The sequence below is a fragment of the Pandoraea cepalis genome (assembly GCF_902459625.1).
Lineage (GTDB): Bacteria > Pseudomonadota > Gammaproteobacteria > Burkholderiales > Burkholderiaceae > Pandoraea > Pandoraea cepalis.
This window is the reverse complement of sequence record NZ_CABPRY010000005.1, coordinates 193,732-208,328: the sequence shown is the minus strand read 5'-3', so window position 1 is coordinate 208,328 and position 14,597 is coordinate 193,732. Positions and strand designations below refer to the sequence as shown.

Sequence of the window (14,597 nt, the reverse complement as noted above, 5' to 3'; positions counted from 1 at the left end):
ACTCAGGCTCCGGCAACTTGCTGCATTACGACGGCGTGGGCGGGGTTCGTTGGCGCACGCAGCGGCGTCACCTGCCGCACCGGATCGTCGCAGAGCGCTAGCTTGCCAGCGAGTTCGGTCAGCGCGTCCGACACTTCCTGCGGAGCGCAGACACCCGCGACGAATCGATCGGGGCGCAGCAACACCACAGATTGCGAACGCGCGCCGAACCAGTCCTTCAATCGATTGAGCGGATCCCCGATCGCGATCACGCCCTCCGGCACATCGTCGGTGTGCGCCATCTGGACATCGGGCTTGGCCAGCACGAAGCGCACGCCAAGCTTCTCGGCAACGGCGCGCGCACGCACCGTCAGGCCGAACGTCGGGTCCGCTCCCCAACCGAGCACGGCGAAGTGATTGCCGATGACGTCGTCGAGGCGCTGAAGCTCGCCGGTCCGTGTGCGGACATTGGGCTGAATGAACAGGCGGCCAACCGGCGAACTGGCAAATGGGTCGCGGCCATACACCCGGCGGCCGAGCCACGAATCCCGCTTCTCACTCATCAGGCCCAGCAGGCGGCCCGGCGCTGAGTTGCCCGAGCGCTTTAGCAGGCGCGCCAGCCAGCCGCCGCTGGATTTCGAGGGAGGAAGCAGCACCACGCCCGCTTCGTAGCGCGGCATCGGCTTGAACCGCATTTCCACGAAGTAGCGCCTGACCGACGGAAGCCAGTTGAAGCTGCGCACGAAGGCGTCCCGGAAGCGCACGCCAAAGCGCGTGGTCGGTGCAAAGATGTCGCCCGCGACCTCGGAGAGGTGGATCATCGAGCGTGCATGCGGCCGGCGCTCGGCGGTGTATGTGTCGAGCAGGCTCGGGAGACTCTGCCCCTTGAGCACCATTGCAAGCTTCCAGCCAAGGTTGTTGGCGTCGCGAATGCCGCTGTTGTAGCCTTGACCTTGCCATACGGGCATGATGTGCGCCGCGTCGCCCGCCAGCAGCACGCGATCCACGCGGAACGTTTCCGCCAGCCGCGCGTTGTGCGTGTAGACCCGCTTGCGGATGTAATCGACCCGGTCCGGATGCGCGACCACCTTGCGAATCAGCGCCGCCATGTTCTCTGGTCTGGAGAGTTCCTCTTCCGTCTCGCCCGGCATGACCATGAATTCGAAACGGCGAATGCCGTGCGGCAGGGCCGCCGAAACATACGGGCGCTCGTGATCGCAGTGCAGATAAACGTGAGGCGCGCCCACCGGGTCGTTACGCACGTCGACCACGATCCACTGGTTAGGCTTCGTGCGCCCTTCGAAGGGCACCTGAAGCAGGCGACGAATCACACTGTTGCCGCCGTCGGCGCCGACAACGTAACCCGCGCGAATCGTACGGACTTCGCCATCGCTCGTTCGCGTGCTCAGCGTCACCCCCCGAGCGTCCTGCGCGAGCGCCTCGACGCTGTGCCCGAAGCGCACGTCCACATGGGCGAAGCGCTCTAGTCCCTCGAACAGCACCCGATCGGCGAGCGGTTGAATGAAGGCGTTTCGGCGCGACCAGCCGAATTCGTCGGTGCGCGGCTCGATCGACGCGAAGCAGTGACCATCGCTCGTGAGAAACCGCATCCAGTGGTCGGGGGTCGTGTGCGGAAGCAGGGCATCGGCAAGGCCGACGGCCTGGAACACACGCAAGGCCTCGTCGTCCAGACCGATGGCGCGCGGATAATCGATGAGTTGATCCAGCTTTTCCAGGATCGTGACGCGCACGCCTTGCAAGCCAAGGATATTCGCGATCATCAACCCAACCGGGCCGGCCCCGACGATGGCCACGTCCGTCGTGATCTCGGCAGTGGTGTCAGCCACGGCACTGGCGGCTTTGTCGAATGTACTCATGTGTCTCGCTCCTTTTTTGAGCGCGAGCGCGCCCCGCACGCCGGTCTAGCGCGTTCGAATGGCGTGCTGCGTTCGTTGATTCCGTCGCGGCTCGTGTTGTCCGCTAATCGTTGGGCCGGGGGCGGTCGTCGAGCGAGGCGTCTGCGACGACACTCGCTCACACCGAAAAGAAGGTGTCTCCGCTAGCGCTCTGATTTTTCGATGAGTCTAGGCAGGTCGCGAAAAGCGCTCAACAATTTCAGCGAAATGTGCATAGAATGCACATCATTGATTTTAAATACGATTTCATGAGCAAATATCCGAACGTGCGCGGTTTGTCGCGCGGCCTGCTGGTATTGCGGGCGCTCAACGCGATGGCGCGGGGACGCGCGACGCCGCAGCAGTTGAGCGAAGCGACGGGACTTCACCGCACCACCGTGCGCAGACTGCTGGAGACATTGCTGGAAGACGGATTCGTGCGACGCAGCACCTCCGACGACACCTTCCGACTGGCGCTCGCGGTGCGCTCGCTCAGCGAGGGCTTCACGGACGACGAACGCATCGCGACCGTCGCACCGCCGATCATGGGGAAGTTGATGCAACGTGTGGTGTGGCCCTCCGATTTGACCACCCCCGACGGCGACGCCATGATCATCCGCGAGACGACGCATCGTTTCAGCCCGTTGTCGTTTCACCGCGCCATGGTCGGACGGCGTCTGCCGATGCTGTTCACCGCTGCCGGACGGGCGTACTTCGGCATGTGCCCGGAGGCGGAGCGCGAGGACATTCTCGATTTGCTGCGTACGGGCGCGGGCGGGGAGTTGCAGCAGCGGTTCGCCTGCGACGACGCGTTCATCCGCAATCTCGTGCGCCAGACACGCGAGAATGGCTTCGGCTCGAATCATGGCGACTGGCTCGACCAGCGCAAGATCGGCGCGGTCGCGGTCGCCATTGCGTCGGAGGGCCGTGTGCTGGCAAGTCTTAACGTGATCTATCTCGATCAGGCCGTGAGCGCGGCCGAGGCCGTGCGGCGGTTCGTGCCGCCGCTTCAGGAGGCGGCGGCGCAGATGGCGGCTGCCGTGGCACCGGCCGCTCCCGTGCATGCGATGCCCGCCGACGATTAAGCGCCGCCGCTCGCCATGACGGTGAACCGCTGATTTTTTCCCGCTTGCATCCGGTATTCCACGGGACTCAGTCCACCAAGTTTCGATTTGATGCGGTGCCGGTTGTCGTCGTCGATGTAGCCCTTCAGGCCTGGTCGTGATACGCCGGGCGTCAGCTGAGGTCGAATTGCACCATCACGACCGTCGCACTGTTCTCCCTCAGTAGCGAGAGTGAGCCCCCCAATCGTTGGGCACGCCGGTGCATGCTGTTAAGCCCGGTGCCGTGAAGGTGCCCGCCCTGAGGGGCGTCGGTATTGATTCGCATGCCCTGCATATCGAAACCGACACCGTTGTCTTCAACGCGCAAGGTGACCCGATTGCCGTCGTGCCGCAGTTCGACAATGATACGGGTTGCCTGCGCGTGCTTGAGCACGTTGGTCAGCGTTTCCTGGAGAATGCGCAGCAACTCCAGCGATTGTGCGGCGCTCAGCACGCACGTCGAGATGCCGTCGAGCCGCCAGATGCACTCGATGTTCTGCGTCTCGAAGAGCACCGAAATCCGATGCCGCAATGGGGCAATCTGCTCGGCGAGCGCCAACTCACCTTGCTGATGCGTGGCCGCCGTGTCGATGACGAAACGCAGTTCGTCGCGCATTTCCTTGAGCAACGCGAGAAAGCGCGCCGGCGGCAACGTGTGCGGCGCATGTTCGATGGCCGCGATGCTCGACACCAATGCGCCGCCCAGTCCGTCGTGCAAATCGTGTGCGAGATTCAGCCGCTCGGCGAGGCGCGCGTTGACGACTTCGAGCTCGTGCTGACGATTGAGTGTATGCGCCAGTTCCTCGCGCGCATTATCGATGCCCACGCGTAGTTCGTCGTTGAACTGCGCGATTCTCCGTGCATTTTCGGCAAAGCGCCTCGCAAGCACGATGGCCATGCCGATCATGAGCACCTGAGACGTTTGCGTCGTGTAATAGACGTTTGACGTGAGCACGCCAAAATACACCAGAAAATCATGGGTGCCGGCGACGACGAAGGTCAACGCGCACATTGAGACGATACGTTGTTCCAGCCTGCGCTCAAGCCATGTGAGGACGAAAAGCAGCACGCAACTCGCCAGATAGGTCACGCCGGGCACGATGGCCCAGATCGCGCGCGATGTCTCGATGCGATCGTGTGGCATGACGATCAGCCAGAGTGCTCCGGCGCCGAACGTTGTCCATAACAACGCTTCGAGGCGCGGCATGCGTCGGCCGCAAAAGCGCAACACGTACATCGTGAAGCTGCCGCAGTAAGCGAGAAATGCGATCGAGACGAAGATCTCCCACGCGTCGTTCGTCGCAAATGGCCACGGCCGGGTGACCACTTGATTGACCGCATAGAGCCACCAGGTGAGCGACATCATGCTGAACCAGCCGTAGGCCGATTCGTCGCGTCGATACAACCAAAGCATCGAAACGAGTATGCCGAGGGTCAGGGTGATGGCGAGACTGAAGAGTTGCAGGTCGCGCCGTATCCATTGCTCCCGCTCGTAGCGCTCGTGCACGACGTCGGGCCTGCCCAGCACGACTGGGCCAAGCCCAGGGCTGTATGCCGCCAGGCCCGAGACGCGTACGAGTATCGTGTTGACGCCGGGACGTAACGCCGGCGTGTCCAGAATTTGGTACCTCGGCGTGTTCCACGCTCGCGTCAGTGGCTCGACAAGCGAGTTGTCGCGCGAGATCAGGACATCGTTCAAGTACACCGCACCGGCCATATTCACGTATTCCAGCAGCACGCCACGTGGCTGTGGGTGCTCCGGTTCCCGCCACGTAAGCCGATACCAGACCACGCCGTTGTAGTCCGGCCAGCGGCGTGTCCAGACGTCGGGCAGCGTGACGTCGGCCCAGCCGACGTCTGGGGCGTGCACCGTAGTCCAGTTGGCGGCGTCGGGGTTCATGCTCGCGACGCCATCGCTCGTGGCGCGCACGGCTTCGATGCGATCGAACATCGGCGCGCTGTTCTCGGGCGGGCGTGTCTGTCCCTGGGCGTCCAAGATGCCGGGGACCAGACCGATAAAACAGGAAAACGAGATAAGACAGCGCAGAGACAGAGACCTGCCCCGAGCCGAATGCATCGTGGCGATGCGGCGGGTCAGGGTAACAAGCCGAAGGTACGCGCTTCGAACACGGCCTGCGTGCGCGAGTTGACGGCGAGCTTCTTGTAGATGTTCTTGATGTGGCATGCGACCGTGAGACTGGAGATATTGAGCAGGGCTGCAATCTCGCGGTTCGTCATGCCTTTGGCGACGAGCCCGAGAATCTCGATTTCTCGCGGGCTCAATGCCGGCACGGCCTCGGCCGTCGGCGACTGACCGGTGACTGGCGTCGCCGCCGGTGCGTGTGGCATCGCTCGGCTGACGCCGACTAGGCTAAGAATATGCCTGGCAACAAAAGGATCGATCGGCGCCCCCCCGCGCAGTGCGCTGCGTATCGAGAGCGCAATTTCCTCGTCGTCGCGCTCCTTGAGCAGATACCCGGTCGCGCCTGCCCTTAGTGCACGCACAATGATCTGCTCCGTACTCCACGCGGAGATTACCAGAATCGGAAGGGCGGGATCGCTTTCGTGCAACTCGCCGATCAGATCGACGCCGCTGCCGTCCGGCAGGCCCACATCGACCAGTATCAGCGCGCACGGCGTGCTTGCCAGATGCGCGCGCGCCTGCGCGAGGCTTCCGGCCACACAGACCATCTCATTGCGGTAGCCCAGCGATTTCAGAATGCCGCACATGCGCGTTTGTGTCGCCGGGTCGTCTTCCACGAGCAATAGCGGTCCGGGGAGCACCGGTTCGGCATCGACTGACGGGCTGGCAGGCATGGCTTGGGATTCCAGACAATTAAGCGGGGGAGACAATGTCATGCAAATTAGCGCACCGCTATCGTAGCGGCCATCCCCCAAACAGGGTAGTCAGAGCCCGAATTTACTCAATTCGGGGGATGCCAGACATCACACATCGAATGCTACGTTTCGCACAAACGGGTTCGCGCTGCGCAAGGATCAACACAATGCGCACGACATCGACGTGACACGGCGTGCAAATCCGGGAGTCGGGCATACGCTTTCGGATTGGGGGGCAGCGTGGGAGAACGGTTTTCCGCAAGGGCGACGCCACGTCGCCTCAAGGCCATATGCGGCGTGGCAGGACTCATGCTCGCCGGGCCGGCCGTTGCGCAGACGTCCGGTCCGCTGTTTCTCGACTATCGCGGCGCCACAGGCGGGTGCTGTCACAACGCCAACGGTTTCGACGGCGCACCCGGTCAGATCGACGTCGAGCGCACGCTCTCGGGCCTGAACATTCTCTCGACGCATGGGGCGACCGGCGTCGCCGTCGACGTGAGCGGCGGCAACGGCGGTAACGGCGACGATGTCAGTGGCCGCGATCACTGGGGCGGCAGCGGCGGCTTTGGACGCATCGTCGATTTCGTGCTCGCGCAAAGCACCGTCATCAGCAACGGTTTTGGCGCCTCGGTCCTCTCCAAGGGGGGAGACGGCGGTCTGTGGGGCAATCGCGGCGAAGGCAACGGTAACGGCGGGAACGGCAATTTCGCACGCCTGACGCTCGATGGCGGCTCGGTGAGCGCTGTGGGCTACGGGCTGTCGGCGCAATCGATCGGCGGGAACGGGCAGACCAGCGCGATTCCCTGGGGGCCCGGCGTGAACGGCGGGGTCGGGGGAAACGCCGGGGACGCCAGCGTGGTCGTGCGTGGCGGGGCCGCCGTCACCGCCAGCGCGAGCGGTGGAAGCGGGGGCGCGGCCATTCGGGCCGAATCGCTGGGCGGTCAGGGGGGATTGGGAATCGACGACTGGGAGGGCGGCTATGTGCTCTCCGGATGGGGCGGGAATGCGGGCAATGTCACCGTGTCGACGGCGGACAGCACCGTGACGGCCCATGGCGATGGCGAAGTCGGCCTGCTGGCGCGTTCCGTCGGCGGCAACGGCCCGAAACGCATGAGCGATAGCACGGACGTCAAAGGCTCGAACGGCGGTAACGCCGGCAACATCACCATCACGAACGGCGCGGCGATTTCCACCGATGGGGCTAACGCACCGGGCATTGCCGCCTACAGCCTTGGGGGGGACGGCGGCGATGGCGGCGGCGGTGTCACCGGTAACGGATTTCAGGGCGGCGATGGTGGAACGCCGGGGGCCGTCACGCTCACCAACACCGGCAGCATCGCGACGCGCGGCGTCGGTGCGATGGGGATGCGGGTTTCGGTCGTCGGGGGCGCCGGGGGGAACGGTGGCGAATCCAGTCCCTGGTCGGGGCATGGCGGGAATGGCGGTGCGGGTGGCAACACCGGAAATCTGGCCGTCGATATCAGAAACGACGGCACGATCATGACGTCGGGTAACGACGCCGCCGGTATTCTGGCGCACGCGGTGGGGGGCGGCGCGGGAGCGGCCGAACTGAGTCAGGGGATCATGAACATTGGCGGTGGGTCCGGCGGCAACGGCGGACTCGGTGGCAACACGACGCTCAGCAGCAACGGCTCGATTTTCACCACGGGCGATCAGAGCGCCGGTGTGCAGGTGCAGAGCATCGGTGGCGGCGGGGGGCACGGCGGCGACGCCGATACGACCGGCATCATCGTTGGCATTGCCACCGGCGGGCACGGTGGTGCCGGCGGAAACGGCGGCGATGCCCTCATGGATCTGGGCGGAGCGATCTCAACCGCTGGCGCAGGCTCGAGCGGCGTTCTGCTGCAAAGCGTGGGGGGCGGTGGTGGCGCTGGCGGGTCGTCCAGCGCCATGACCGTCGGTGTTGGACTGGGTGTTGCCGTCAGTCATGGCGGCAGCGCCGGGGGCGGTGGCGCGGGTGGCTTGGCGCATGCCACGCTGGACGACGGGAGCAGCGTCACGACGCAGGCCGTCGCAAGCGATGGCGTCGTCGTGCAAAGCATCGGCGGTGGCGGCGGCTATGGCGGACTCGCCAGTTCGGCCACGCTCACTATCGCACCGGATCTCGGCCCGGAGGTGCCTTCCGCCACGCTCAGTCCGCACGTCTCCATCGGTGGTAGCGGCGGCGACGGCGGCGGCGGCGGGTTGGCCCAGGTCGACAACAGCGGCGGTATCTGGACGCTGGGTGACAAGAGCATCGGCATACTGGCCCAGAGCATCGGCGGGGGCGGCGGTGCCGGGGGAAGTGCTGCCGCCGCGTTACGGGCGCAATCGATCGCTACGCCGAACCGTCGCTTCAACATCAGCGTGGGCGCGACGATCGGCGGTGCCGGCGGCAGCGGGGGCGATGGTGCAGTCGCGCTGGTCAACAATAACGTCGACGGCAGCGTGCTCACGGCTGGCGATCACTCGTATGGCATCGTTGCGCAAAGCATCGGTGGCGGCGGTGGCGTGGGCGGTATGGTGCAACAGGAAACCGCGAAGTCGTTCGGCGCAACACTCGGCGCACCCGGATCGGTTCAGGGGCTGTTGCAGTCGATCGGCAATTGGCTGACGACCTCCGGCAATTCGATGAACGTGGCGTTCGGTTCACTCACTGTTGGTGTGGACGTTCGCGTCGGTGGCACGGGCGGTGAGGGCGGGGCTGGCAACGTGGCCGCCATCAATAACCACGGCCCGGTGACGACATCGGGCGCCGGCGCGGCGGCGATCGTCGCGCAGAGTATCGGCGGTGGCGGCGGTCAGGGCGGCACGGCGGCATCGACCAGCGTGTCGAGCCTGCTTTCGAGCGTCGATAGCTTGCTTGGCGTGATGGCTGGCAGGATTGGCACCTACTTCAACGTCTCACCCAATGTCGGGACGCATGTGGCCGTTGGCGGATCGGGTGGCTCCGGCGGCGACGCCTGGCAAGCGAATGTACTCAACACCGGAACGCTGTCCACGGCGGGCTTCGGTGCGCCGGGTATCGTCGCGCAGAGCGTGGGCGGCGGTGGCGGAGCGGGAGCGGCGACTTCGCAGAACCTCGAGCTTTTCCTCTCGAATTGGGCACCGAAGGACGCGCCAGGCATCATCGATGAGGTCACCCGCCTCATCGACCTGCTCGGCTCGAATCTCGCCAGCGCGCAACACAGCGTCAATGTCAGCGTTGGGGGGCAGGGCGGCAGCGGGGGAAGCAGCGGGACGGTCAATGTCGACGCCAGCGATGCTGCCAGTCGCATTCAGACCACCGGCGACAGTTCGCCGGGCATTCTTGCGCAAAGCATCTCCGGCGGCGGAGGGCAGGCGGCCGCGACGGATTACACTTTCGGCGCGAGCAGCCTCGGGGCCGTTGCCGGATCGACATCGCCGGCGGTGTCGCTCGCGCTTGGGGGAACATACACCGGCAATCTGGCGGGCAATGCGGGACAGTTTTCTCGCGTGAACGTCAAGAGTGGTGGCGTCATCGCGACCCAGGGGAACGACGCGAGCGGTGTCGTCGCGCAAAGCATCACGGGCGGCGGCGGTGCCGCAGCGGTGGGCCTGACGGGGAATGCGAGCACGCATCTCGCTGCAGGGCAGCAGGTCGCCGCCCCGGTCATCACGTTGGGCAGCACGCTGAGCGGCGAACTGTCGCCGTCGAGCATGAATGGTGCGCCGGTCTCGGTCGTGGGTTCAGGCAGCATCGATACAAGCGGCGTGCTCTCGCACGGCATTTTCGCGCAGTCCGTTGCCGGGGGCGGCGGCGCCGCCGGCATGACCGTCGACGCGTCGGTTGCGTCCTTGCTCGGGGGCGCGGTCATCAAGCTTGGTGCGTCGCCTGCGGGCGGCAGCAGTCTGCAAGCCAACGCCGGTAGCGTCAGCGTCGATCTGACGAACCCTGCAGCCGACCAGGCGGTCGTGTCGACACGAGGGACGTTGTCGTTCGGCGTGCTGGCGCAAAGTATCGGCGGTGGCGGCGGGTATGTCGCGCTGGTTGAGGGCGGCAATCCGTCGGCGCTGCCGGTCACCAGCCTGACGCTCGGGGCGCAAGGCGACACGTTCGGCAACGGCGCGGACGTCGACGTGAGCGTCGCGCGTAACGTCGCAGTGCAAACGCTGGGTCAGGACGCGCACGGCATCGTTGCCCAAAGCGTCGGCGGGGGAGGCGGCATTGCAGGCGTGACCACCGCGCCGGGACGCGTCACGCTAGCGTCGGTCAACAATGTCGTCACACGCGCTGGCGCCAACGACGGCGGCACGGTGGACGTGGTCGTCGATGGTAGCGTTCAAACGCATGGCGAAGGGGCGGCAGGCGTGCTGGCGCAGTCCGTGGGCGGTGGAGGCGGTATCACAGGCGATGCCGCCGCAGTGACCTACGGTCTCGACATGGTGCGGCAGGCCAACGTCTCCGGCGCCGTGGGGGCGGGGGGCGCGGTGCAGGTGAATACGAGCGGCCGTGTGGTCACTGACGGCGGGCACGCCCCGGCCATTCTTGCGATGAGTCTTGGCGGCGGGGCCGTGTTCAGCGATGGCGGCGTATGGCTGAAACAGCCTGGGAGCGCGAGCGGCAACACGGGCGGCGCAATCGACGTGACGCTTCAACCGGGCAGCGTGGTTGCCGCCTTAGGCGCGGACTCCCCCGCGATTGCGGCGATCAGCATGGGCAACGCGGGCGGCGGTTCGATGCAGGGCAAGCCGATCGGCGTGACGATCGGCAGCGGCGCGAGCGTGATGGCCAATGCAACTTCGGGGATCGGCATTCTCGTCATCAACACCGATGGCGTGACCGTCGAGAATGCCGGTACGGTATCGGCGGCAACGGCTGTCGCGTCGCTGAGTCGCGCGAGTGTCATCAACAGCGGCCTGATGCAGGGCAATGTGGAACTGACGACCGACAGCACGGTTGAGAACCGCGCGGGCGGCGAGCTACGTACGGCGCAGTCGCTCTCGGCCGGGCTGACGCAAAACTACGGCACGATCAGCCCCGGGGGGGCGGGCGTGTTCCAGGCGTCGAAAATCATTGGCAGCTTCTCGCAGACGGGCACCGGCGTCTACGCGCCCGACCTCGATTTCACGAATCACAACAGCGACTTCCTGACGGTGACGGGGGCATTGACGTTCGGCGGCAGCGTCGTGCCGATCCTTCGCAATCCGGTCAAGAACATCTGGCTTGGCATCGGGCACTTCGACAACGCGTCGACCGGTGAGACGGCCGTCGCGAAGAGTACGGCGCTCGTCTTCAACTATCAGATGAAAGATCACTATGGCGGCTCGCGGGATCCGCTGATTTCGGTGGACGCCAACTTCCGGCCGCCGGGCGTGTCGCTCAATGCGAATCAGGCGTCGTTTGCGGACCTACTTCAGACCCATTGGGACGCCGGCATGGTCGCGGCGGGCCCCTTGTTCCAGCCGTTCGTGAGTGCAGGCGATGCGGCGTCTTACCGCAAGACGCTCGACGTGCTTTCCGGGGCGGCGTCACTCATGCGCGCAGGTTCGCGAGGGCATGAGAACTACGACTTCCTGAATCGCTTGATGAGCTGCCCGCAGTTCGTCACCGACGGCACGCGCATGGGCGAGGGCAGTTGCGTCTGGGCGCGCGTGATCGGCACCCGCGCCGATCGCTTCCAAACTGCGGATGATGTGGGCTTCCGCAGTCAGCAGGTGACCTATCAGTTCGGGGCTCAGAGGGAGTTTGCGCCTGACTGGTTTGTCGGCGGTTCGGCGAGTTACGTGGTGACGCATGCCCGCTCGTCGGATCGCTCGCTGGACATATCGAGCGATGGCTTCCGGGGCGGACTGACGTTGAAGCGTCAGATGGGCCCGTGGCAAATCGCGCTCGCCGTGCTGGGCGGTTACGAGAGCGGCACGCAGAATCGAACGATTGAATATCCGGGGGCGTCCGCGCGAGCCACGAGTCGGCCGGACGCCTTTTTTTTCGGCACACGATCCCGGCTGTCCTATCAATTGAACTACGCCGCAGGGTATGTGAAGCCCTACACCGATCTGGACGTCGTCTACGACAGGAATTCGGCTTACCGTGAAAGTGGCGCCGGCGTGTTCGATCTTGCGATGCAAAGCGAGGGGCGCACAACGGCGGTGTTGAGTCCCGCCGTCGAGGTGGGCGCACGTCTCGACTATCGCGGCACGACCGTGCGCCCCTATCTGTCGGCAGGAGTGAGCTTTGCGTCGAAGGGGGATGTGAGTGCCGAGGCGTCGTTCGTCCAGTTCCCGAGCGCGGCGTTTCGCATCACGTCGTCGCAGCCGCGTGTCTACGGCAACTTTGCGCTTGGGGTTGAACTGCTGTCGTCGAAAGGGCTCGAGGTTCGGGCGGAATACAACCTGCGCACCGCATCGTCACAGACGGTACAAAGCGCCGCGTTGCGGCTGGCGAAGCACTTCTGAGTCCGAAGGAGGGATACGTCGCGGTCCCGAACGACGGTTCGGGACCGATGTCACGGATGACTCAAACGGCGTTGGCGGCGGCCTTGAGGACGTCGCTGACTGCCGAGATGAATGCTTCGGTGCGCTCGCCGCTGGTCTTGCCGTCCAGCCAGTTCGACGTAAAGCTGAACGTCACCGGCGTTTTGCCCACGAGCATCTGCCCGGCGAAGCACAGGGCGTGGAACGTCCCCCAGTCGAGACTGCCGCCCTTGCCATAGGCGAGCAGCCCTTGGGGCACCGTCATCCACACCGCGTCGGCCATCGCGGAGATTCGCTTGAATTCGACGAGCGACGTCGGCTTCGTGAAGACCTTTCCTGCCAGCACCTGCTGATACCAATTCACGAGATCGTTGGCCGAACTGGTCATCGATTGCTTGTCGTTGATGACATCGGTGCGGGGTGAGAGAAGATGATTGTCGTAATAGACCTTCTCGTTGTGCTCCAGCTTTTGCATGCCGTCCCAGCCGAGATCGACACCCGACGGCGCGCCCGCCAGATAGGAAAAGAGGACGCGCGTGGAATCGGGGATGCGAACCGTGTTCAGTCCCATTCGCCCGACCAGTTCGCGCACGCGCGCCGGCCCGACAGCGGCCAGCGTGATGTCGGTGCTGATGTTGTCGCTGTGCGAAATCATCGACTCGAGTGCGGTTCGGAACAGCGTCCGTCCATTCAGGCCGATGAGCACTGGGCTGCCCGGCGTGCGCACGGCGTCACTAACCGTGCAGAGTTGGTTGCCGGAGAGTTGATTGCGGCCGGACTCAACGTCGAGCAGGAACTGGCCGAGGATATACGTTTTGACGGCACTGCCGACGAACAGGCGTTGCTCCGGCGCGTAGCCGGCACGCCAGCCCGGCCCTTGGGGTGGGGTTGCGGCAACGAGGCAACTGGTCGTTTTCGGCGCGAGGGCGACAAAGCGGTTGATGGCGCCGTCGAGATCGGCGCGCCCGGCAGCGATGGCGCTGGTTGCGGGCGACAGCAACGTCGGCGCAGCAAGTGACGCCGCCGTGAGTTTCAGCGCTTTTCGGCGGGTGGGACGAAAATCGGTCATCGCAATAGGCTCCTGGACAAGGGACGGTGAGCAGCGTGCCGAGCGCTGCTTGCCGCTGCGGCGAGGCCGGGGCAACGTTAACACGCGGGCGGCGCTGTCGCGATCCCTCGTTTTGGGTAGGCAGAGGGCCGACTGAATTCACTTCCGCAGCCACCGACGGCGCCACCAGGCGCTAAAGGTGAAAACGCCGGGTGAGGCGTTCGCGTTAGCCGCTTAACCCGTGCTGGCTGCGCTGGTTCATTACACCTCAGCGAAACAGCCAACCGGCGACAGCCTTGGTGTAGCGCGGCATGACCACGTAGACCATCAGCAACACGATCACCGCGGTACCGCCCATCCGGGCGACGATCGACTCGCCGGGGAAGGGCCACAGGGCGAATACCGGCCCGAGTATCCAAGGCACCAGGACCGACAAGGGAAAGATCGCCGACCACGTCACCAGCCACTGCTTCCATGGCGTGGCGGGCTTGTGAGCAGGAGGCTCGAACCAGAACTCGAGTCCCGTGCGGATCTGGTAGCGATCGCCTTTCGGCAAAAAGGGCTGCATGCGCTTCAGGAAATCGCGACGTTCGGCAGACTCCATCCAGCGCGTGAGGTTTTCGAAACCATCAAAGCGAATGATCACTACATAGGTGCGCTGCTTACCGAGCGGCCGGATCACATCGGTGGAAAGATAGCCATCGAAGCGCTCACAAGCCTTTCGGATATCGGCGAGCCATTGCTCGTAGCGCTGCGTCGCTTCTGGAATGATCTCGTGGGTAATGATGCTCGTGACGATGTCGTTGGGCTCGCCGGTCATGATGGACAACGCGCAGGGCGTGATGGGGAGAACGCGATCATCAGATCACATTCCGGCGCGCTTACCAATAGTACAAAGGTGTGCCGCGCCGGCTCGCCGCCAAGCACCCCGCCAAGCGCCCCGCCAATTGGGGTGCCGAACAACCTGTCGGCTTCGTCGGCTCGCGCAAACACCGGCAGCGACCCTCGCACGAGGTGGACCACCAGTTCGTGCCCGGCGCGCGTGCGATAGACATATCGTATCGGCAGCCGTGAATCGTCGATTGACGCTCAATCGGGGGAGGGAGCATTCTAACGAGTCGTCCGAGACGTGCGGCCCGGGCGGTTAATACCAAGTGATGATGGCGGCGCCGGCACGGAGCCATTAGTCTGCTTTGTGATCGGCCGTCAGGCGTTGAGGTACAACACCAGACGCCCGCCAGCACCGTCGACACTTCCGTCGCAGATGGCCCGCAGTACGGAGACACTTGGTGCGGC

At 64.8% G+C, this 14,597-nt stretch carries 7 protein-coding genes; 2 read left to right on the top strand and 5 right to left on the bottom strand.

Going from position 1 to position 14,597, the window contains the following annotated elements; translation table 11 throughout:
- Positions 1–2 precede the first annotated feature (2 nt).
- Positions 3–1,856, bottom strand: coding sequence for a bifunctional 3-(3-hydroxy-phenyl)propionate/3-hydroxycinnamic acid hydroxylase (locus PCE31107_RS13410; RefSeq protein ID WP_150608987.1), 1,854 nt, complete (start codon positions 1,854–1,856; stop codon positions 3–5).
- A gap of 287 nt (positions 1,857–2,143) precedes the next feature.
- On the opposite strand from PCE31107_RS13410, the gene PCE31107_RS13405 reads away from it, so the two are divergent.
- Positions 2,144–2,959, top strand: a complete 816-nt coding sequence (locus tag PCE31107_RS13405) for a DNA-binding transcriptional regulator (RefSeq protein ID WP_130025262.1) — start codon at positions 2,144–2,146, stop codon at positions 2,957–2,959.
- Between the two features lie 151 nt (positions 2,960–3,110).
- Here PCE31107_RS13405 and PCE31107_RS13400 read toward each other — a convergent pair whose 3' ends face one another.
- On the bottom strand, positions 3,111–4,928 hold the full coding sequence (locus tag PCE31107_RS13400) for a sensor histidine kinase (protein ID WP_165385248.1): 1,818 nt from the start codon (positions 4,926–4,928) through the stop codon (positions 3,111–3,113).
- Positions 4,929–5,071: 143 nt separating this feature from the next.
- Positions 5,072–5,794 carry a response regulator transcription factor gene (locus PCE31107_RS13395; RefSeq protein ID WP_130025264.1) on the bottom strand — a complete coding sequence of 241 codons (723 nt, stop codon included), beginning with the start codon at positions 5,792–5,794 and terminating at the stop codon, positions 5,072–5,074.
- A gap of 318 nt (positions 5,795–6,112) precedes the next feature.
- On the opposite strand from PCE31107_RS13395, the gene PCE31107_RS13390 reads away from it, so the two are divergent.
- Complete coding sequence (locus PCE31107_RS13390) at positions 6,113–12,235, top strand: autotransporter outer membrane beta-barrel domain-containing protein (RefSeq protein WP_150608985.1); 6,123 nt, start codon at positions 6,113–6,115, stop codon at positions 12,233–12,235.
- A gap of 61 nt (positions 12,236–12,296) precedes the next feature.
- Here the strand turns inward: PCE31107_RS13390 and PCE31107_RS13385 are convergent, their stop codons facing one another.
- Both PCE31107_RS13385 and PCE31107_RS13375 read right to left on the bottom strand, forming a co-directional pair.
- On the bottom strand, positions 12,297–13,322 hold the full coding sequence (locus PCE31107_RS13385) for a serine hydrolase (protein WP_150608983.1): 1,026 nt from the start codon (positions 13,320–13,322) through the stop codon (positions 12,297–12,299).
- A 247-nt stretch (positions 13,323–13,569) separates the two neighbouring features.
- Positions 13,570–14,121 (bottom strand): antibiotic biosynthesis monooxygenase, encoded by a 552-nt coding sequence (locus tag PCE31107_RS13375; protein ID WP_150608981.1) that lies wholly within the window; start codon positions 14,119–14,121, stop codon positions 13,570–13,572.
- Positions 14,122–14,597 lie beyond the last annotated feature (476 nt).